Origin of the sequence: Brevundimonas sp. (assembly GCF_013912005.1) — a bacterium.
Classification (GTDB): domain Bacteria; phylum Pseudomonadota; class Alphaproteobacteria; order Caulobacterales; family Caulobacteraceae; genus Brevundimonas.
The window spans coordinates 21,701-38,843 of record NZ_JACESB010000007.1 but is presented as its reverse complement, the minus strand read 5'-3'; the positions used below and the strand labels follow the sequence as shown (position 1 = coordinate 38,843).

The 17,143-nt window shown below is 73.5% G+C and carries 20 protein-coding genes; 4 read left to right on the top strand and 16 right to left on the bottom strand.

Annotation, left to right across the window (positions count from 1 at the left end; genetic code table 11):
• Positions 1 to 60 precede the first annotated feature (60 nt).
• The 5 genes from lexA to H2038_RS06985 all read right to left on the bottom strand — a co-directional run bounded on the left by lexA (position 61) and on the right by H2038_RS06985 (position 3,575).
• Positions 61 to 753, bottom strand: coding sequence for a transcriptional repressor LexA (lexA, locus tag H2038_RS07005; RefSeq protein ID WP_292110873.1), 693 nt, complete (start codon positions 751 to 753; stop codon positions 61 to 63).
• A gap of 83 nt (positions 754 to 836) precedes the next feature.
• A complete protein-coding gene (locus H2038_RS07000; RefSeq protein WP_292110871.1) occupies positions 837 to 1,046 on the bottom strand; it encodes a hypothetical protein in 210 nt (69 codons plus the stop codon).
• 114 nt (positions 1,047 to 1,160) lie between these two features.
• Entirely contained in the window at positions 1,161 to 1,952 is a 792-nt protein-coding gene (gene trpC / locus H2038_RS06995; RefSeq protein ID WP_292110867.1) for an indole-3-glycerol phosphate synthase TrpC, read from the bottom strand.
• The gene (gene trpD, locus H2038_RS06990) at positions 1,949 to 2,983 is read right to left on the bottom strand and encodes an anthranilate phosphoribosyltransferase (RefSeq protein ID WP_292110865.1); all 1,035 of its coding nucleotides are present in this window, start codon (positions 2,981 to 2,983) and stop codon (positions 1,949 to 1,951) included. Before trpD ends, trpC begins: the two co-directional genes overlap by 4 nt.
• A 1-nt stretch (position 2,984) precedes the next feature.
• Complete coding sequence (locus H2038_RS06985) at positions 2,985 to 3,575, bottom strand: aminodeoxychorismate/anthranilate synthase component II (RefSeq protein WP_292110863.1); 591 nt, start codon at positions 3,573 to 3,575, stop codon at positions 2,985 to 2,987.
• 99 nt (positions 3,576 to 3,674) lie between these two features.
• Here H2038_RS06985 and H2038_RS06980 point away from each other — a divergent pair, with 99 nt between their 5' ends.
• Positions 3,675 to 3,869, top strand: a complete 195-nt coding sequence (locus H2038_RS06980; RefSeq protein WP_292110860.1) for a hypothetical protein — start codon at positions 3,675 to 3,677, stop codon at positions 3,867 to 3,869.
• Here the strand turns inward: H2038_RS06980 and trpE are convergent.
• A complete protein-coding gene (gene trpE, locus H2038_RS06975) occupies positions 3,845 to 5,338 on the bottom strand; it encodes an anthranilate synthase component I (protein WP_292110857.1) in 1,494 nt (497 codons plus the stop codon). The two genes, H2038_RS06980 and trpE, sit on opposite strands and share 25 nt — an antisense overlap.
• Positions 5,335 to 7,272, bottom strand: a complete 1,938-nt coding sequence (locus H2038_RS06970; RefSeq protein WP_292110854.1) for a peptidyl-prolyl cis-trans isomerase — start codon at positions 7,270 to 7,272, stop codon at positions 5,335 to 5,337. Before H2038_RS06970 ends, trpE begins: the two co-directional genes overlap by 4 nt.
• Positions 7,273 to 7,399: 127 nt before the next feature.
• Between H2038_RS06970 and tpiA the strand changes: the two genes are divergently transcribed.
• From tpiA to H2038_RS06955, 3 genes are all read left to right on the top strand, one after another.
• On the top strand, positions 7,400 to 8,149 hold the full coding sequence (gene tpiA / locus H2038_RS06965) for a triose-phosphate isomerase (protein ID WP_292110851.1): 750 nt from the start codon (positions 7,400 to 7,402) through the stop codon (positions 8,147 to 8,149).
• A 78-nt stretch (positions 8,150 to 8,227) separates the two neighbouring features.
• Positions 8,228 to 8,641: a preprotein translocase subunit SecG gene (gene secG / locus H2038_RS06960; RefSeq protein ID WP_292110849.1), complete on the top strand. Its 414-nt coding sequence runs from the start codon at positions 8,228 to 8,230 to the stop codon at positions 8,639 to 8,641.
• A gap of 89 nt (positions 8,642 to 8,730) precedes the next feature.
• A complete protein-coding gene (locus H2038_RS06955) occupies positions 8,731 to 10,383 on the top strand; it encodes a CTP synthase (RefSeq protein ID WP_292110847.1) in 1,653 nt (550 codons plus the stop codon).
• 4 nt (positions 10,384 to 10,387) lie between these two features.
• On the opposite strand, the gene H2038_RS06950 is transcribed toward H2038_RS06955, so the two are convergent.
• The 9 genes from H2038_RS06950 to hisG form a co-directional block, all read right to left on the bottom strand.
• The gene (locus H2038_RS06950; protein WP_292110845.1) at positions 10,388 to 10,534 is read right to left on the bottom strand and encodes a hypothetical protein; all 147 of its coding nucleotides are present in this window, start codon (positions 10,532 to 10,534) and stop codon (positions 10,388 to 10,390) included.
• Between the two features lie 65 nt (positions 10,535 to 10,599).
• Positions 10,600 to 10,776, bottom strand: coding sequence for a hypothetical protein (locus tag H2038_RS06945; RefSeq protein WP_292110842.1), 177 nt, complete (start codon positions 10,774 to 10,776; stop codon positions 10,600 to 10,602).
• 37 nt (positions 10,777 to 10,813) lie between these two features.
• A complete protein-coding gene (gene hisIE / locus H2038_RS06940; protein ID WP_292110839.1) occupies positions 10,814 to 11,425 on the bottom strand; it encodes a bifunctional phosphoribosyl-AMP cyclohydrolase/phosphoribosyl-ATP diphosphatase HisIE in 612 nt (203 codons plus the stop codon).
• Positions 11,422 to 12,189: an imidazole glycerol phosphate synthase subunit HisF gene (gene hisF, locus H2038_RS06935; protein ID WP_292110836.1), complete on the bottom strand. Its 768-nt coding sequence runs from the start codon at positions 12,187 to 12,189 to the stop codon at positions 11,422 to 11,424. Before hisF ends, hisIE begins: the two co-directional genes overlap by 4 nt.
• Complete coding sequence (gene hisA, locus H2038_RS06930) at positions 12,186 to 12,911, bottom strand: 1-(5-phosphoribosyl)-5-[(5-phosphoribosylamino)methylideneamino]imidazole-4-carboxamide isomerase (protein WP_292110834.1); 726 nt, start codon at positions 12,909 to 12,911, stop codon at positions 12,186 to 12,188. Before hisA ends, hisF begins: the two co-directional genes overlap by 4 nt.
• Positions 12,908 to 13,510, bottom strand: coding sequence for an imidazole glycerol phosphate synthase subunit HisH (gene hisH / locus H2038_RS06925; RefSeq protein ID WP_292110832.1), 603 nt, complete (start codon positions 13,508 to 13,510; stop codon positions 12,908 to 12,910). Before hisH ends, hisA begins: the two co-directional genes overlap by 4 nt.
• Positions 13,507 to 14,937, bottom strand: coding sequence for an imidazoleglycerol-phosphate dehydratase HisB (gene hisB / locus H2038_RS06920; RefSeq protein ID WP_292110829.1), 1,431 nt, complete (start codon positions 14,935 to 14,937; stop codon positions 13,507 to 13,509). The genes hisH and hisB overlap by 4 nt, the downstream gene beginning before the upstream one ends.
• Positions 14,934 to 16,256, bottom strand: coding sequence for a histidinol dehydrogenase (gene hisD, locus H2038_RS06915; protein WP_292110826.1), 1,323 nt, complete (start codon positions 16,254 to 16,256; stop codon positions 14,934 to 14,936). Before hisD ends, hisB begins: the two co-directional genes overlap by 4 nt.
• Positions 16,256 to 17,137 carry an ATP phosphoribosyltransferase gene (gene hisG, locus H2038_RS06910; protein WP_292110823.1) on the bottom strand — a complete coding sequence of 294 codons (882 nt, stop codon included), beginning with the start codon at positions 17,135 to 17,137 and terminating at the stop codon, positions 16,256 to 16,258. The genes hisD and hisG overlap by 1 nt, the downstream gene beginning before the upstream one ends.
• Positions 17,138 to 17,143: the final 6 nt, after the last annotated feature.

Below are 17,143 nucleotides of genomic sequence, written 5' to 3'. Positions count from 1 at the left end.
CGCCGTCCCTGTCATCCCGGCCGAAGCGCAGCGGAGAGCCGGGACGGGGCCGCAGCGCGATCAGTGGTAGCGGCGGATGAGTCCGACCAGCTTGCCCTGCACCGCCACCTGGTCGGCGCCGAAGATCTTGGTCTCGTAGTTGCGGTTGGCGGGCTCGAGCGCGATCGACGCGCCCTTCTTGCGCAGCCGCTTCAGCGTCGCCTGCTCGCCCTCGACCAGGGCGACGACGATCTCGCCCGAGTTGGCGTGGTCGGTCGATTTGATGATCACCATGTCGCCGTCGAGGATGCCGGCCTCGATCATCGAATCGCCCTCAATCTCGAGCAGGTAGTGCTCGCCGGCGCCGAGCATGGCCTCCGGCACCGGGTAGCGGGCCCGCTCGTGCTCGATGGCGTCGATCGGGGTGCCTGCGGCGATCTTGCCCATCAGCGACAGTTCGCGGGTGTCGTTGGCCGGTTCGGCCGGGGCCGGCCGGCCGCCGCCCTCGATCACCCCCGGGGTGAAGCCGGGCCGGCCGCGCGGGGCGCCGGTCGTCGCCTGCTCGGGCAGCTTGACCACCTCCAGCGCCCGCGCCCGGTGGGCCAGCCGGCGGATGAAGCCGCGCTCCTCCAGGGCCGTGATCAGCCGGTGAATGCCCGACTTCGACGCCAGGTCGAGCGCCTCCTTCATCTCGTCGAAGGACGGGGAGACGCCGGTCTCCTTGATCCGTTCGTGGATGAACATCAGCAGTTCGTGCTGTTTGCGCGTGAGCATGGAGACCTCGAGGCGAATCCCGTTCCGGGAACGCTAACGGAACAAACCGCAAACGTCCACAAGGTGTTCCTGTGCTGTTCCGGTTAAGGTCCGGTTACCGGCTGCGAGGCGGCTTCCCGCCGTCGGCTTCGCCAGCGGCGAACGTGGAGCGCCGTGCGCCAGCCGCTGAGATGGGCCGCCGCCAGCGACGCCCACCCGAAAGCCGCCTCCAGCCAGTCGGCGCCGCCGAGACCGACGGTGAATGTCCGTGCGCCGAACAGAAGAATCGCCAGCGCAGCGAAGGCCAGCGCCATCCGGTCAGGCCTTGGGCCCCGTGCCAGGTGAAGATCGGTCACCGGAGCTCCTGAAGCGATCAGCGTCGGGCAGACTGCAGAAACGGGGGCGGCTGTTCAAGCTGGAGTTGCGCGTCAGGCCAGCAAACTTCGCGTCGCCGCCTCCACGTCCGCCTGGCGCATCAGGCTTTCGCCGACGAGGATGGCCTGGGCGTGGGCCGCCGAGACGCGCGCCACGTCGTCCGGGGTGAAGATGCCGCTTTCGGCCACCAGCAGGGCGCGGACCGGGCTGAGCATGGCCAGCCGCTCCGTCGTCTCGAGGTCGACTGCGAAGGTGCGCAGGGAGCGGTTGTTGATCCCGACCAGGTCGCCGCCCAGACGGCAGGCGCGTTCCATCTCGGCCTCGTCGTGGGTCTCGACCAGGGCGTCCATGCCGAGGCGTTCGGCCTCGGCCAGCAGTTCGGCGGCGAGGGCGTCGTCGATCATGGCGAGGATGATCAGGATGCAGTCGGCCCCCAGCGCCCGGCTCTCGGCCACCTGCCAGGGATCGACGAGGAAGTCCTTGCGCAGGCAGGGCAGGGCGGTCGCCGCGCGGGCGGCGGCGAGGAAGGCGTCGTCGCCCTGGAAGCTCGGCCCGTCGGTCAGCACCGACAGGCAGGTCGCGCCGCCGCGCTCATAGGCCTGCGCCAGGGCCGGCGGGTCGAAGTCCTCGCGGATCAGCCCCTTCGAGGGGCTGGCCTTCTTGATCTCGGCGATCAGCGCCGGCCGGCCGGTGGCCTCGACATGCCGCTCCAGCGCCGCACGGAAGCCGCGCGGGGCCGCCGCCGCGCGGGCGCGCGCCTCGACGGCGTCCTGCGACAGCGCCGCCTTGCGCGCCGCCACGTCCTCCCGCTTGTAGGCGGCGATCCGCTCCAGCACGTCGGTCATTGCGGCGACTCCTCGACCGGCAGGTGGCTCACCTCGATGAGCCGGGTCAGCGCCCGGCGGGCGGCGCCGTCGTCCAGCGCCGTCGCGGCGAGCGCGGCGCCCTCGCGCAGGTCCCCGGCCCTGTCCGCGACCACCAGGGCGGCGGCGGCGTTCAGCAGCACGATGTCGCGATAGGCGCCCGTCGCCCCCTCCAGCAGGGCGCGCAGGGCGGCGGCGTTCGCTTCGGGGTCGCCGCCCCGCAGGGCGCCGATGTCGGCGCGCGGCAGCCCGGCGTCCTCCGGCGTGACGGCGAAGCGGCGCACGCCGCCGTCCTTCCACTCCGCCACCTCGGTCGCGCCGGTGGTGGTCAGCTCGTCCAGCCCTTGGCCGTGCACCGTCCACGCCCGCCGGGCCCCGAGCCGGCCCAGCACCTCCGCCAGCGGCTCCAGCAGGGCCGGGTCGTAGACGCCCATCACCTGCCGCCGCGCCCCGGCCGGATTGCACAGCGGCCCCAGCAGGTTGAACACGGTGCGGAAGCCGATCTCGGCCCGGACGGGTCCGACGTGGCGCATGGCGCCGTGATAGGTCGGGGCGAACAGGAAGGCGATGCCCGCCTCGTCGAGGCAGCGGCGCTGCTGCGCCGGCGTGGCCGCCAGGTTGACGCCCAGCATGGCCAGCACGTCCGACGATCCGGATTTCGAACTCATCGCCCGGTTGCCATGCTTGGCCACCTTCAGCCCCGCGCCGGCGAGGACCAGGGCGGTGGCGGTGGAGATGTTCCAGGTGTGCTGGCCGTCGCCGCCGGTGCCGCAGGTGTCCACCACCTCATACGGGTGGTCCAGGGTCAGCGCCGCCTCGCGCATGGCGGTGGCGAAGGCGACGATCTCCTCGACCGTCTCGCCGCGGATGCGCAGGGCGGTGACGGCGGCCGCCACCTGGCCCGGGGTCGGCTCGCCGCGCAGGCAGGCGGCGAAGAAGGCGTGCGCCTCCCCGCCCGACAGCACGCGGCCGTCGACCAGTTTCGCCAGCAGGGGCTTGAAGGCGTCGGCCACCTCAGACCATCGCCCGGCGCTTCACCGCCGCCAGGTCGAGGAAGTTGGCCAGCAGGTCGTGGCCGTGCTCGGTGGCGATCGATTCCGGGTGGAACTGGACGCCGTGGATCGGCCGGGTGCGGTGCGACAGGCCCATGATCTCGCCGTCGGCGGTCCAGGCCGTGACCTCCAAGGCCTCCGGCAGGGTCTCCCGGCGGACCGCCAGCGAATGGTAGCGGGTCGCCGTGAAGGGCGCCGGCAGGCCGCCGAACACGCCCTTGCCCTCATGCTCGATGGGGGAGGTCTTGCCGTGCATCAGCGCCTTGGCGCGCACCACCTCTCCGCCGAAGGCCTGACCCATCGCCTGGTGACCGAGGCAGACGCCGAAGATCGGCATGGCCTCGGGGGCCGTGGCGAGGAGGTCGAGACAGATCCCGGCCTCGTTGGGCGAGCAGGGGCCCGGCGACAGCAGCACCGCCTCCGGCTTCAGCGCCCAGGCCTCCGCCGCCGTCAGGTCGTCGTTGCGCACCACGCGCGTCTCCGCGCCCAGCTCCGCAAGGTAGTGGACCAGGTTCCAGGTGAAGCTGTCGTAGTTGTCGACGACGAGGATCATGCGGCGCTTCTAGGGGCGAAGGCGCGCGCCGCCAAGGCGCAGATCGGCAAGGCTTCGTTAACCATGATCGTCCGAAGTGCGGTCTCGAGGGAGGGGCTCATGGCCGAGGATGGAATCGCCCGCGCACGCCGGCTGCTGGAGCCGCCGTCGAGAAAGTCCGCGGCGCTGCCGGCGCTCGGGGCCGCGGCCCTGGCCGCGACAGCGGCGGTGATGATGGCGGGAGTCATGGTTCTGGGACCGGGCGTGCGCTTCGACAGGTCGGCGACCGCTCAGCCCCTGTCGCCGAACGGATAGCGCCAGGCCTCGCCCGCCGCCCGCATCGGGGCGCGCGCCTTGGCCTGGGTCTCGGCGTATTCGGCCGCCGGGTCGCTGTCGGCCACCACGCCGGCCCCCGCCTGCACGTGGGCCCGGCCGTCGGCGAACAGGGCCGTCCGCAGCACGATGCAGATGTCCGCCTCGCCCCCGGCCGAGATGTACCCGACCCCGCCGCCGTACCCGACGCCGCGCTTCAGGCTCTCCAGTTCGTCGATGATCTCCATCGCCCGCACCTTGGGCGCGCCCGACAGGGTGCCGGCGGGGAGGGCGGCGAGCAGGGCGTCGACGGCGTCGAGCCTGGGATCGGCCACGCCCTGCACGTCAGAGACGATGTGCATCACCGAGCTGTAGCGCTCGACCACGAAGCTCTCGGTCACCTCGACCGTGCCCGGGGCGGAGACGCGGCCGACGTCGTTGCGGCCGAGGTCGAGCAGCATCAGGTGCTCGGCGCGCTCCTTGGGATCGGCGAGCAGTTCCGCCTCGAGCGCCCGGTCCGCCTCCGGCGTCTCGCCGCGGGGGCGGGTGCCGGCCAGCGGACGGATGGTCACCCGTCCGTCCTTCAGGCGGACCAGGATCTCGGGGCTCGAGCCGGCCAGCTGGAAGCGGCCGAAGTCGAGGAAGAACAGGTAGGGCGACGGGTTCTGGCGCCGCAGGGCGCGGTAGAAGGCGAACGGATCGCCGACCCAGGGCGCCGAGAAGCGGTGGCTGAGCACCACCTGGAAGATGTCGCCGGCGGCGATGTAGTCCTTGGCCCGGTCGACCATGGCCGAGAAGGCCGCCGCATCGACCGGGGTCGTGAACGCCGGGGCCGGCGTCTCCACGGCCGCCGGCAGGGGCGGGAGCGGACGCCGCAGTTCCTGCTCGAACGCGTCCAGCCGCGCGACCGCCGCCGCCTCGACCGCGCCCGCGTCCGCCTCGTCGTCGAACCAGCACGGCGCGACGAGCACGATCTCGTGCTGCACGGAGTCGAAGATCGCCACCACCGAAGGCCGGGTCAGCACCGCGTCCGGCAGGTCCAGCGGGTCGGGATTCGGCGCGCCCAGCGGCTCCAGCAGCCGGACCATGTCATAGCCGAACACGCCGAACAGCCCGGCCGCCATCGGCGGCAGGTCGTCCGGCAGATCCAGCCGGGAGGCGGCCATCAGCCGCCGCAGGGAGGCGAGGGCGTCGTCACCGTCCGGCGCGAACCGCTCCGCCGCGATCGCCGCGCCGCGGGCCAGCTCCGCCCGGCCGTCGCGGCAGCGCCAGACCACGTCGGGATCGCGCGCGATGATCGAATAGCGGCCGTTGACCGCGCCGCCCTCGACCGACTCGAGCAGCAGGGCGTGCGGCCGGCCCCAGCCGACTTTCAGGAAGGCCGAAACCGGCGTCTCGAGATCGTCGACCAGCCGGCGGACGAGGACCCGCGGGCGTCGTGGTCCGGCCGGACCGTCCGTCTCCGGCGTCATTGCGCCGGGGCGGGCGAGCCGGCGGCCGGAGCCGCGTCGGCCGCGGCCGGCGTCGCCGGAAGGCCGAGGGCGCGGCGCGCCTCCTCGAGGTCGTACTCGGCGCCCACCCGGTCCGCGGCGACGCGGATGGCCGTTTCGCCCAGGGCGTTGAGGTTGTCGGAGCCCATGCGGGTGCGGAACTGCTCGGCCATCGGCGCGGCCAGGGTCGGATTCGGCGGGGTGATGCGGTCGGTGCGGCCGATCACGAAGCTGTCGGCGGCCTGCTGCTGCGAGAACACCTCGTTGCGCGCGGTGGTGAACAGGCCGGCCAGCACGCCTTGCCCGCGCGCCTGGTCCTGGCGGCTCACGCCGCTGGCCGAGTTGACCTCGGCGCCGACCGAACGGGCGACCGCGGCGAGATCCTCGCCCCGGCGCACGCGGGCGGCGAGAGCGTCGACGCGGGTGCTCAGCAGGCGGGCGTTCTCGCGCGCCGTCCAGGCGGTCGCCAGCTGGGCGCGCACCTGCGGATCGGACAGGGACGGCAGCGCCGGCGGGGTGATCTCGTCGACCCGCACCACGAAGTACTGGCCGCCGCCGGCCTCGACGACCTCGCTGACGGCGTTGGCGCCCAGCGACCACATCGACTCCAGCAGCTGCGGCGGGGCGGTGAAGCCCGGCTGGGTCAGGCTGCGGCCGTCGCGGGTGACCGGCGGAATCTTCAGGGTGCGGGCGCCGACCTCGGCCACCGCCGCCTCCAGCGACTTCCCTTCCTGGCGGGCCTTGTCGTAGGCCTCGACGCGCTCGTAGACGGCCGCGCGGGCGGCTTCCTGGCGCAGTTCCTGGATCACCTGCTCGCGCACGTCCTCGAGGGTCGCGGGCTGGCCGGGGGTGACCCCCGTGACGCGGGCGACCACGAAGCCGACGCGGGCCTGGACCGGGTCCGAGACCTGTCCCTCGTTGAGGCCGAACACGGCGGCCGCCACGGCCGGATCGCTGACGGCGCTGCGCGGCGTGTCGGCGTACTCCGCCGGCTGCAGGTTGTTGGCCTGGCCGACGGCCGCGGGCGTCTGGCCGGCGCGCAGGGCGGCGGCGATCCGCTCCGCCGCCGCCCGCGTCGGCGCGGTCAGCGTCGTGAAGGTGCGGCGCTCCGGTTGCGACAGGGCTTCCCGCCGGAACTCGAACCGCTCGCGGATGTCCGCTTCGGAGACCGCCGCCGGCGCATCGGCCGGGTTGTCGAACAGCACCAGGGTGCCCGACCGGAACTCCGGCAGGCGCATGCGCTCGGCGTTCTGCTGCATGAAGGCGGCGAGTTGCGCGTCGGTGGGGGCGGGCGCGCGGCCGGCCATGGCCTGGGTGACGGTGAACCAGCGGCCGTCGCGGGTCTCCATCGCCTGGTTGGCGAGCACGGCCCCGTAGATCCGCGGCAGGCGGGCGCCCGCGCCGACCGCAGCCCCGAAGTGCCGCGTCATCACCTCGTCGCGAAGCTGCTCCTCGAACATCTCCGGCGTGGCGTTGTTCTCGGCCAGGACCGAGCGGTACTGCTCCTCGCTGAACCGGCCGGTCACCGAATCGAAGAAGCCGGGCGCCTGGCGGATCTGGCGCAGCACCAGCTCCTTGCCCGGGCGAACGCCGGCGTTCCAGGCCCAGGCCATGAAGCCCAGCTGCTGCGAGCGCTGTTCCAGGTACTGGACCAGCTCGCCGCCTTCGCCGACCAGCTGCTCAAAGCTGACCGCCTGCCCCGACTGCTGCTGGGCCGAGGCGCGGATGCGCTCCATGTCGGTCCGGAAGGCGGCGGCGTCGACGCTGCGGTCCCCGGCGGTGATCACATGCCGCGGGCCGAGGTTGGCGAGGATGTCCATCTGCGAGCCGCCGGTGATGAGCAGACCCAGCGCGAGCAGCACGAGCAGGCCGATGGCCCACGGTGACTTGGCGAAGTTGCGGAACACGCTGAGCATGATCGATCCTGGCGGAAGGGCGGCGAAGGTAAGCCGCTCCGGCCTATAGGGGTTGATCGACCCGCACGGCAAGACGAAGGCGCCGCCGCGGCTTGGCTTCGGCCGCCCGGGCGCCTAAACAGGCCGGATGAAACAATCCGTGAAGCTGATCGCCGGCAACTGGAAGATGAACGGTCTCGGCGCGAGCCTGGCCGAGGCGCGGACCCTGCAGACGGAGCTGGAGGCGCAGGTCCCGGCCTGCCGCGTCGCCCTGTGTCCCCCCGCCACCCTCGTCGAGCGCATGGCCTCGCTGCTGAAGGGCGGCCGGGTCGAGGTCGGCGGCCAGGACTGCCGGGCCGAGCGCGCCGGCGCCTACACCGGCGACGTCTCGGCCGAGATGCTTCGCGACGCGGGCGCGACCCTCGTCATCCTCGGCCACTCCGAGCGGCGGCAGGGCTATGGCGAACGGGACGGCCTTGTCGCCGCCAAGGCGGCCGCCGCCCTCGAGGCCGGGCTGGCCCCGATCGTCTGCGTCGGCGAGACGCTGCAGGAGCGGGAGCAGGGGCGGGCGGTCGAGGTGGTCCGCGAGCAGGTGCTGAACTCCCTGCCGCAGGCGCTGGCCGGGCGCGACTTCGCCGTCGCCTACGAGCCGGTGTGGGCGATCGGCACCGGCCTCACGCCGACCCTGCAGCAGATCGAGGAGGTGCACCGCGCCGTCCGCGCCGCCATCCTGGAGCGCCTCGGCCTCGGCGCCGCCGCCGCCCCGATCCTGTACGGGGGCTCGGTCAAGCCGGACAACGCCGCCGACATCCTGGCCGTGCCGGAGGTGGGCGGAGCCCTCGTCGGCGGCGCATCCCTGAGGGCGGCGGATTTCCTGCCCATCGTGCGCGCCGCCTGACCCCTAGCCCGGGCGCCCTGGCCATGATAGACGCCGCCGCTTGATCGGCGCGGGTCCGCGCCACACATATCGGCCGCCATGCTCCAGACCATTCTCCTCGTCGCCATGATCCTCATTTCGGTCGCGCTCGCCGGCGTGATCCTGCTGCAGCGGTCGGAAGGCGGCGCGCTGGGGATGGGCGGAGGCCCGTCGGGCTTCATGACCGCGCGCGGCGCCGGCAACCTGCTGACCCGCACCACCTGGATTCTCGCCGGCCTGTTCTTCGCCTGCGCCATCGGCCTGACGATCGTCGGCAACCTGGAGCGGGCCAGCCGCTCGATCGTCGACGCGGACGCCGTGGGCGAGTTGGCGGCCCCGCCGCCGTCGACCTCGGCCCCGGCCGCCGATCCGGCCGCCCCGGCCCAGCCGGCCGCGCCGTCGCTGCAGGACCTCGAGTCGAGCCTGACGGGCGCCGCCGCGCCCGCCCCGGCGCAGCCCGCGCCGGCCGAATAAGGGTGGGCGGGGCGTTTATCCCCGCCTTCCTGTCCCGCCCCCAATGTCTCCGGAGTAGCGGCGCCGAATCGGCGCTAAGGTGATTCCCCATGCCTCGTTATGTGTTCATCACCGGCGGCGTGGTCTCCTCCCTGGGCAAGGGCCTCGCCTCCGCCGCTCTCGGCGCGCTTCTCCAGGCGCGCGGCTACAAGGTCCGGCTGCGCAAGCTCGACCCCTATCTCAACGTCGATCCGGGCACGATGTCGCCGTACCAGCACGGCGAGGTCTTCGTCACCGACGACGGGGCCGAGACGGACCTCGACCTTGGCCACTACGAACGCTTCACCGGCGTCTCGGCGGCGAAGTCGGACAACATCACCACCGGCCGCATCTACCAGACCATCCTCGAGAAGGAGCGGCGCGGCGACTATCTGGGCGCGACGGTCCAGGTGATCCCGCACGTCACCGACCAGATCAAGCAGTTCTGCCTGTCCCCGGCGCTGACCGATGAGGGCGAACCGGTGGACTTCGTGCTGGTCGAGATCGGCGGCACGGTCGGGGACATCGAGGGGCTGCCGTTCTTCGAGGCCATCCGCCAGCTGGGCCAGGACCTGCCGCGCGGCCAGTCCTGCTTCGTCCACCTGACCCTGCTGCCGTTCATCAAGACGGCCGGGGAGATGAAGACCAAGCCGACCCAGCACTCGGTCAAGGAGCTGCGCTCCATCGGCATCCAGCCCGACATCCTGCTGTGCCGCTGCGAGCAGCCGATCCCGCCGGACGAGAAACGCAAGATCGGCCTGTTCTGCAACGTCCGCGAAAGCGGCGTCATCCAGGCCATGGACTCGGCGGACATCTATGCGGTTCCGCTCGACTACCACCGCGAGGGCCTGGACGCGGAGGTGCTGGCGCACTTCGGCATCGGCGACGCGCCGGCCCCCGACCTGTCGGGCTGGGAGGAGATCGTCCGCCGCCGTTTGCAGCCGGACGGCGAAGTGACCGTCGCCGTGGTCGGCAAGTACACGGTGCTCAAGGACGCCTACAAATCGCTGATCGAGGCCCTGCACCACGGCGGCGTCGCCAACAACGTCAAGGTCAACATCGACTGGGTCGAGGCCGAAACCTTCGAGGGCGATCGCGAGGCCTGCGACGCGCGCCTGCAGGGGGCGCACGCCATCCTCGTTCCGGGCGGCTTCGGGGCCCGCGGCGCCGAGGGCAAGATCCAGGCGGCCCGCTTCGCCCGCGAGCGCAACATTCCCTATTTCGGCATCTGCTTCGGCATGCAGATGGCGGTCATCGAGGCGGCGCGGAATCTCGCCGGGTTCCCCCGGGCCTCCTCGACGGAGTTCGGGCCCACCGAGGAGCCGGTGGTCGGGCTGATGACGGAATGGACCCAGGGCAACGAGCGGGTGAAGCGCAACGCCGGCGGCGACCTCGGCGGCACCATGCGGCTGGGGGCCTATGACTCGACCCTGCAGCCCGGCTCCCGCATCGCGGAGATGTACGGCTCCACGACCATCAGCGAACGCCATCGCCACCGCTACGAGGTCAACATCAACTACCGGGAAGCGATCGAATCGAAGGGCGGCCTCGTCTTCGCCGGCCTGTCGCCGGACGGCGTTCTGCCGGAAACCGTCGAACGTCCGGATCACCCGTGGTTCGTCGGCGTCCAGTACCACCCGGAGCTGAAGAGCCGGCCGTTCGCGCCGCACCCGCTGTTCGCCGGCTTCATCGCCGCGGCGGTGGTGCAGAGCCGGCTGGTCTGATCGATCAGCGGGTCGCTTCCGTCGGCGGCTTCTTCAGGCCCTCGAAGGGCTCGCGCAGCCGGCAGCGGGTGCAAACCTTGGTGCCGGGCGTGCTGCGGCTGTCCACGAAGACATGGCCCTTGATCAGGCAGCGAAGCGCGTTGAGCTGCATGGCGAGGTCCCCCGGAGACACACTGCGCGCTCGTCACGCTCCAGGCAAGCGTTGCCGTAACGCTGTTACGGGCCGCCGGCCACACTGCCGGCGACGGCCATGGCCAGCGCCTCGAGATCCAGTTCGCCCGCGACCGCGACGCGGCCCGATTCGCCGGGCGTCAGCGTCAGCCGTCCGTCTCCCTCGGCCTGCCGCCCCAGCTCGGTGCGAAGGGCGGCGACGATCTGGGCTTCCATGTCCATGGAGCGGGAACGGAGCCGACGGGCGCGCGGTTCCGCGTCAGCCCGCCCGCGCCCGCTGCGCCAGCACGTCGAGCACGTCCGACAGCGCCATGCCGCGGGCGTGCAGGAGGACCAGCAGGTGGTAGACCAGGTCGGCCGCCTCGGACGCCAGTTCCTCGTCGGGCCCGGCCGCGCCGGCCAGCGCCGTCTCGACGCCTTCCTCCCCGACCTTCTGGGCGACCCGCTTCGGCCCCTCGGCCAGCAGCCGCGCGGTCCAGCTCTGCGCCGGATCGGCGGCCGCGCGGGCGGCGATCGTCGCCTCCAGCCGCGCCAGCCCTCCGACGCCCGGCGCATCGGCCGCGCCGAAGCAGCTGGGGGTCCCGAGGTGGCAGGCGGGGCCGAGCGGCCGGACCGCCAGCACCAGGGCGTCGCCGTCGCAGTCGGCGGTGATCGCCGCGACCTTCAGCCGGTTTCCGGAGGTCTCGCCCTTGCGCCAGCGTCCGCCGCGCGAGCGGGAGAAGAAGGTCGCCTCGCCCGAGGCGACGGTCTCCTCCAGCGCCGCCCGATCCATGTAGGCGAGCGTCAGCACCTGCAGGGTGGCGGCGTCCTGCACCACCACGGGCACGAGGCCGCCGCCCTTGGCGAAGTCCACCCGGTCGATGTCGATCATGGTCTCACCTCCACGCCGGCGCAGCCGAGGAACGCCTTGAGTTCGGGGATGGGCAGGGCCCCCGAATGGAACACGCTCGCGGCCAGCGCCCCGGACACGTCCGCCTGCTCGAACGCCTCCAGGAAGTGCCGGGCCTCGCCGGCGCCCCCCGAGGCCACCAGCGGAATGGTCAGCCGGCTTCGCGCGGCCTGCAGCTGCGGGATGTCGTAGCCGCGGCGCACCCCGTCCTCGTCCATGCAGTTGAGCACGATCTCGCCGGCCCCGAGCGTCTGCGCCTCGACGATCCAGTCGAGCGTCCGCCGGCCGGCCCCGCGGCTGCGGTTCGGGTCGCCGGTGTACTGGTGCACCATCCAGACATCGCCCACGCGGCGGGAGTCGACGCCGACCACCACGCACTGGGCGCCGAACCGCTCCGCCATCTCCGCGATCAGTTCCGGCCGCTCCAGCGCCGGCGTGTTGATCGACACCTTGTCGGCGCCGTTGTCGAGGCAGCGGCCGGCCTGCTCGACCGTGCGGATGCCGCCGGCGACGCTGAAGGGAATGTCCAGCAGCCGGGCGATGTCGCGCACCCAGCCGTAGTCCAGGGTCCGGCCCTCGGGGCTGGCGGCGATGTCGTAGAAGACCAGCTCGTCGGCCCCGGAGTCGCGGTAGCGGGCCGCCAGCTCGGCCGCATCGCCCATGTCGCGATGGCCCTCGAAGCGGACGCCCTTGACCACGCGGCCGTCCTTGACGTCGAGGCAGGGAATGATCCGGCGCGCCGTCACGCCGCGAGCGCCTGTTCGACGGTGAAGCGGTTCTCGTACAGGGCGCGGCCGACGATCGTCCCGGCGCAGCCGGCGTCGCGCGCCGCAGCCAGGTCGGACAGGGCGGCCACCCCGCCCGAGGCCTGCACCTGCAGGTCGGGGCGCCGCCGCACGATCTCGCCGAGCAGGTCGATGTTCGGCCCGGTCAGGGCGCCGTCGCGGCCGACGTCGGTGACCAGCAGGTGCCGCGCGCTGCCCGGCGGGTAGCGGTCGAGCGCGGCCCACAGGTCGACCTCCGCCGCCTCGGTCCAGCCCTTGAGGGCCGGCACGTAGCGGTCGCCGTCGGCCTTGACGTCGAGGGCGAGGGTCAGCCGGTCCGGTCCGAAGCGCGCCAGCCAGGCGGCCACCGTTTCCGGCCGGCTCACCGCCAGGGAGCCGACCACCACCCGGGCCACGCCGGCCCCGAGCAGGGCCTCCACGTCCGCCTCCGAGCGCACCCCGCCGCCGGACTGGATGCGCACGGCGACCGAGCCGGCCAGTTCGCCGATCAGCCGGTGCTGCACCGCGCGCCCGGCCTCGGCCCCGTCGAGGTCGACGATGTGGACCCAGCCGGCCCCGGCCGCGGCGAAGGCCGCGAGCCGCGCCGCGGGACGGTCGTCGTAGCGGGTCGCCTGGTCGAACCGCCCGTGCAGCAGGCGGACGCAGGCGCCGTCCCTCAGGTCGATGGCGGGGTAGACGATCACGCGGTCAGCTCCAGGAAGTTCTCGAGAATGCGGGCCCCGGCAGCGGCGGAGCGCTCGGGGTGAAACTGGCAGCCCATGCGCCGGCCGCTGCGGACCACCGCCGGGACAACCCCGCCGTAGTCCGCCGCCGCCACCGTGGCCGGGCCGTCGGGACAGACGTAGCCGTGGACGAAGTAGGCCCAGCTTCCGGCCGGCACGCCCGTCATCAGCGGGTCGTCCCGCCGCAGGTCGAGCCGCGACCAGCCCATGTGCGGAACCGGCAGGGCGGGGCCCGGCTCCAGCCGCCGCACCCGGCCGGGGATCAGGCCCAGCAGCTCCACGCCGCCGCCCTCGTCGCTGGCCTCGAACAGCAGCTGCTGGCCGAGGCAGACGCCGAGCAACGGACGGTCGAAGGCGCGGATGGCCTCGTCCAGCCCCAGTTCCCGGAGCCGCGCCATGGCGTACCCGGCCTGTCCGACCCCCGGCAGGATCAGGCGGGGCGCATCGGCGACCGCCTCCGGCGTGTCGACCAGTCGCACCTGCGCCCCCAGCCGCTCCAGCGCGAACTGCACCGAGGCGATGTTGCCGGCGCCGTAGCTGACGACCGCGACCTCGCTCACAGGACCCCCTTGGTCGAGGGCACGGCCTCGCCCTCGACGCGGATCGCCTGACGGAGGGCGCGGCCGAACGCCTTGTAGACGGCCTCGGTCTTGTGGTGGTCGTCCTCGCCGGTGACGGAGACGTGGATGGCGGCGCCGAGGTGTTCGGCCAGCGAGCGGAACACGTGCGCCGTCAGGTCGGTGCGGTAGTCGCCGAGGAAGGCGGTGTCGAAACGCCCCACGAACACCGGATAGGGCCGGCCGGACAGGTCGATCGACACCTTCGCCTCGGCCTCGTCCATGGGCAGGACGAAGCCGTAGCGGGCGATGCCGCGCCGCTCGCCCAGCGCCTGCTTCAGCGCCTGGCCCAGCGCGATGGCGCAGTCCTCGACCGTGTGGTGCGGATCGATGTGCAGGTCGCCCTCGCATGCCAGCCGCAGTGAGAAGCCGCCGTGCGCCGCCACCTGTTCGAGCATGTGGTCGAAGAAGCCGACGCCGGTGCCGATCCGCACGGGGCCGGGGGAGTCGAGGTCCACCGCGCAGACGATGCGGGTCTCCCTGGTGTCGCGGACGACCTCCGCCGTGCGGCGCGCGCCCGGCGCCGCCGCCGCCGCCCCCAGGGCCAGCAGGAGTCGGTCGTTGACCTCGGCCTTCGCCGACACCGGCAGGCGGAGCGCGTCGCCGTCCCGCTCCGCCGCGACGCCGTACCGGGCGAGGGCGGCGGTCGCCGCCCCGGCGTCCGCCGGCCGCAGGCGGATGGCGGGGCCGGGCTCTTCCTCCGCCGGGGCCGCCAGCGCCAGCGCCTTCGCCAGCCGGGCCCGCTCGGCGCGCACCGTGGCGATCCGCGCCGTCGTCTCGGCCATCCGCGACGGATCGAGCGCCTGCAGCGCCAGCCGGATCGACGGGGCGGGCAGGGCGTGCGGCTCCAGCATGGCCGCCAGCCGGGCCAGGGTCCCGGGCTGCGCGAGCACCGCTCCCACGCGCGCGCCGGCCAGGCCCCAGGCCAGCGACAGGCTGCGCAGCACCACGAGATTGGGCCGCTCCGGGATGATCGTCGCGGCCGAGACGGCGCCGGAGAATTCGACGGCGCCCTCGTCGACCACCAGCAGGGCGGGCGCCACGGCGGCCGCCTGCGCCGCCGCCGCCGCCGGATCGCCGCCGCCGCGGATCACGACCGCGCCCGCGCGGGCGTCGGCCGGCGCCGGGTAGATGGCCGCAAGCGCCCGGTAGGGGGCCTCGTCCGGCGCCTGCACGGCTGCGCCCTCGCGTCCGGCGAGTCGCCACACCAGCTCCAGCCCGTGGGTCGCTCCGCGCACCGGCAGGATGCTGTCGACCGGCGCGCCGTAGATCTCCGCCATGCGCGCGGCGAGCGTCGCCGGCGTTCCGGGGTAGGTATCCAGCCCGACGTCGCCGCTGACGAGGGGCGGGAAGGGAGCCGGGAGGGTCATTGGCCCGCCTCCGTCGCCAGGGCGCGCAGGTCGGCGGCCCGGGCGTGCGCCTCCAGCCCCTCCAGCCGCGCCAGCACCGCCGCCGCCGGCGCCAGCGCCCGGGCGCCGCCGGCGTCGACCCGCTGCACCGACATCGAGGTCATGAAGCTGGCGGTGGTGATGCCGCCGAGGGTGCGGGCGCCCCCGTCGGTGGGCAGGACGTGGCTCGGCCCCGCGGCGTAGTCGCCCAGGGTTTCGGCCGCGTACCGCCCGACGAAGACCGCGCCCGCCGCGGTCAGGCGCGGCACCAGGGCCTCGGGGGCCGCCGTCTGCAGCGACAGGTGTTCCGGGCCATAGGCGTTGGCGACGTCGCAGGCCTCAGCCAGATCACGCACCCGGATGAGCCGCGCCTCGGCGAGGGCGGCCCGGGCGATCTCCGCCCGGGGCAGGCCGGCGAGCTGGGTCTCGACCTGGTCGAGCACATCGACGATCCGCCCCTCGCTGTCGCTGACCAGCAGCACCTGGGCGTCGGCGTCGTGCTCGGCCTGGCTGAGCAGGTCGGCGGCGACGAGGACCGGATCGGCGTGGCGGTCGGCGATCACCATCAGCTCCGAGGGGCCCGCCGGCATGTCGACCGCCGGCCCTCCGGGCCGCGCCGCCGCCTGCTTCTTGGCCTCGGCCACCCAGGCGTTGCCGGGCCCGAACAGCTTGTCGACCGGCGCGATCTCCCCGTCGTCGAACGCGGCCCCGAAGGTCAGGGCGGCGATGGCCTGGGCCCCGCCGATCAGCCACAGGGCGTCGAGCCCCGCCTCGGCGGCGGCGACGATCATCGCCGGATGGACCTCGCCCTCGCGCGGCGGCGGCGTCACCGCCACCCGCCGCCCGACGCCCGCGACGGCGGCGGGAATGGCAAGCATGAGGAGGGAGGAGAACAGCGGCGCCGTGCCCCCCGGGACATAGAGCCCCGCCGCCCGGATCGGCCGCCACACGAGGCGCGAGCGCACCCCGGGGGTGGTCTCCACCTCGGCGGAGTCCTCCGGTCGGGTCGCCTCGTGGAAGATCCTGACGTTCTCCGCCGCGATGCGCAGGGCTCGCGTCGCCGCCGGGGGGAGGGCGGCGCGGGCCGCGGCCTCCGCCTCCGGCGTGATCGCGATGCGGCGGGGCGGGGCGCCGTCCAGCCGGACGCTCCAGTCGGCGACGGCTGCGCCGCCGCGGGCCTGCACGTCGTCGAGGATGGCGCCGACGCGCTCCACCAGGGCGGCGTCGCTGCGATTCGAAGGCCGCGCCAGCGCCGCCCGCCGGCCGTCCGCGTCGAGGCTGTTCCAGTCGATCCGCCGCATCACATCATCTTCTCGATCGGGAGGACCAGAATGGCCGAGGCCCCGGCCGCCTTGAGCTTCTCCAGGGTCTCCCAGAACACCGCCTCCTGGCAGACGGCGTGCACGGCCACCGCGTCGTCGCGGCCCGAGAGCGGCATCACCGTCGGCGCCCCGGCGCCCGGCAGGATGGCGGCGATCTCGTCCAGCGCGCCCCGCGGCGCATTGAGCATCACGTACTTGGCGCCCTGGGAGGCGACCACCCCGGCCATCCGCTCGACGATGCTGTCCAGCAGGTCGCCCAAGGCCGGCTCGGGGGCGGCCGGGGCGCGAATCAGCACCGCCTGGCTGTCGAGCACGGTGTCGTGGGCGACCAGGCCGTTCGCCTCGAGGGTCGCGCCCGTCGACACGAGGTCGCAGATAGCGTGGGCCAGCTTCAGTCGCGGCGCCACCTCGACCGCCCCGCGCATGGTCACGATGTCGGCCTCGACGCCCTGCGACTGCAGCCACCGGCGCAGCACGCGCGGGTAGGAGGTCGCGATCCTCTTCCCGGCCAGCGACGCCGGGCCCGCATAGTCGGGCGACGGCGGCGTCGCGATCTTCAGGGTGCAGCGTCCGAAGCCGAGGGGCATCACCACCTCCGCGTTGGGCCCGCCGTTGCGACCCTCCTCCAGAACGTTCTCGCCGACGATGCCGAGGTCGCAGACCCCGTCCGCCACGAAGGTCGGGATGTCGTCGTCGCGCACCCGCAGCAGGTCGATCGGATAGTTCTCGACCCGGTAGAGCAGGTCGTTGTTGCCCTTGACCACGCGCAGGCCCGCGTCGCGGACAAGGTCGAGGCTGCGCTCGGCCAGGCGGCCGGATTTCTGGACGGCGATACGCAGCCGCCCTTCGACAGTGCTCATGATTGG

Bases quoted from the DNA above. Each gene is read 5' to 3' on its own strand.
- lexA (WP_292110873.1), bottom strand. From the start codon at position 753: ATGCTCACGCGCAAACAGCACGAACTGCTGATGTTCATCCACGAACGG.
- H2038_RS07000 (WP_292110871.1), bottom strand. From the start codon at position 1,046: ATGGCGCTGGCCTTCGCTGCGCTGGCGATTCTTCTGTTCGGCGCACGG.
- trpC (WP_292110867.1), bottom strand. From the start codon at position 1,952: ATGACCGACGTGCTGGAGCGGATCGCCGCCTACAAGCGGGAGGACGTG.
- H2038_RS06985 (WP_292110863.1), bottom strand. From the start codon at position 3,575: ATGATCCTCGTCGTCGACAACTACGACAGCTTCACCTGGAACCTGGTC.
- H2038_RS06980 (WP_292110860.1), top strand. From the start codon at position 3,675: ATGGCCGAGGATGGAATCGCCCGCGCACGCCGGCTGCTGGAGCCGCCG.
- trpE (WP_292110857.1), bottom strand. From the start codon at position 5,338: ATGACGCCGGAGACGGACGGTCCGGCCGGACCACGACGCCCGCGGGTC.
- H2038_RS06970 (WP_292110854.1), bottom strand. From the start codon at position 7,272: ATGCTCAGCGTGTTCCGCAACTTCGCCAAGTCACCGTGGGCCATCGGC.
- tpiA (WP_292110851.1), top strand. From the start codon at position 7,400: ATGAAACAATCCGTGAAGCTGATCGCCGGCAACTGGAAGATGAACGGT.
- secG (WP_292110849.1), top strand. From the start codon at position 8,228: ATGCTCCAGACCATTCTCCTCGTCGCCATGATCCTCATTTCGGTCGCG.
- H2038_RS06955 (WP_292110847.1), top strand. From the start codon at position 8,731: ATGCCTCGTTATGTGTTCATCACCGGCGGCGTGGTCTCCTCCCTGGGC.
- H2038_RS06950 (WP_292110845.1), bottom strand. From the start codon at position 10,534: ATGCAGCTCAACGCGCTTCGCTGCCTGATCAAGGGCCATGTCTTCGTG.
- H2038_RS06945 (WP_292110842.1), bottom strand. From the start codon at position 10,776: ATGGACATGGAAGCCCAGATCGTCGCCGCCCTTCGCACCGAGCTGGGG.
- hisIE (WP_292110839.1), bottom strand. From the start codon at position 11,425: ATGATCGACATCGACCGGGTGGACTTCGCCAAGGGCGGCGGCCTCGTG.
- hisB (WP_292110829.1), bottom strand. From the start codon at position 14,937: ATGACCCTCCCGGCTCCCTTCCCGCCCCTCGTCAGCGGCGACGTCGGG.
- hisD (WP_292110826.1), bottom strand. From the start codon at position 16,256: ATGCGGCGGATCGACTGGAACAGCCTCGACGCGGACGGCCGGCGGGCG.
- hisG (WP_292110823.1), bottom strand. From the start codon at position 17,137: ATGAGCACTGTCGAAGGGCGGCTGCGTATCGCCGTCCAGAAATCCGGC.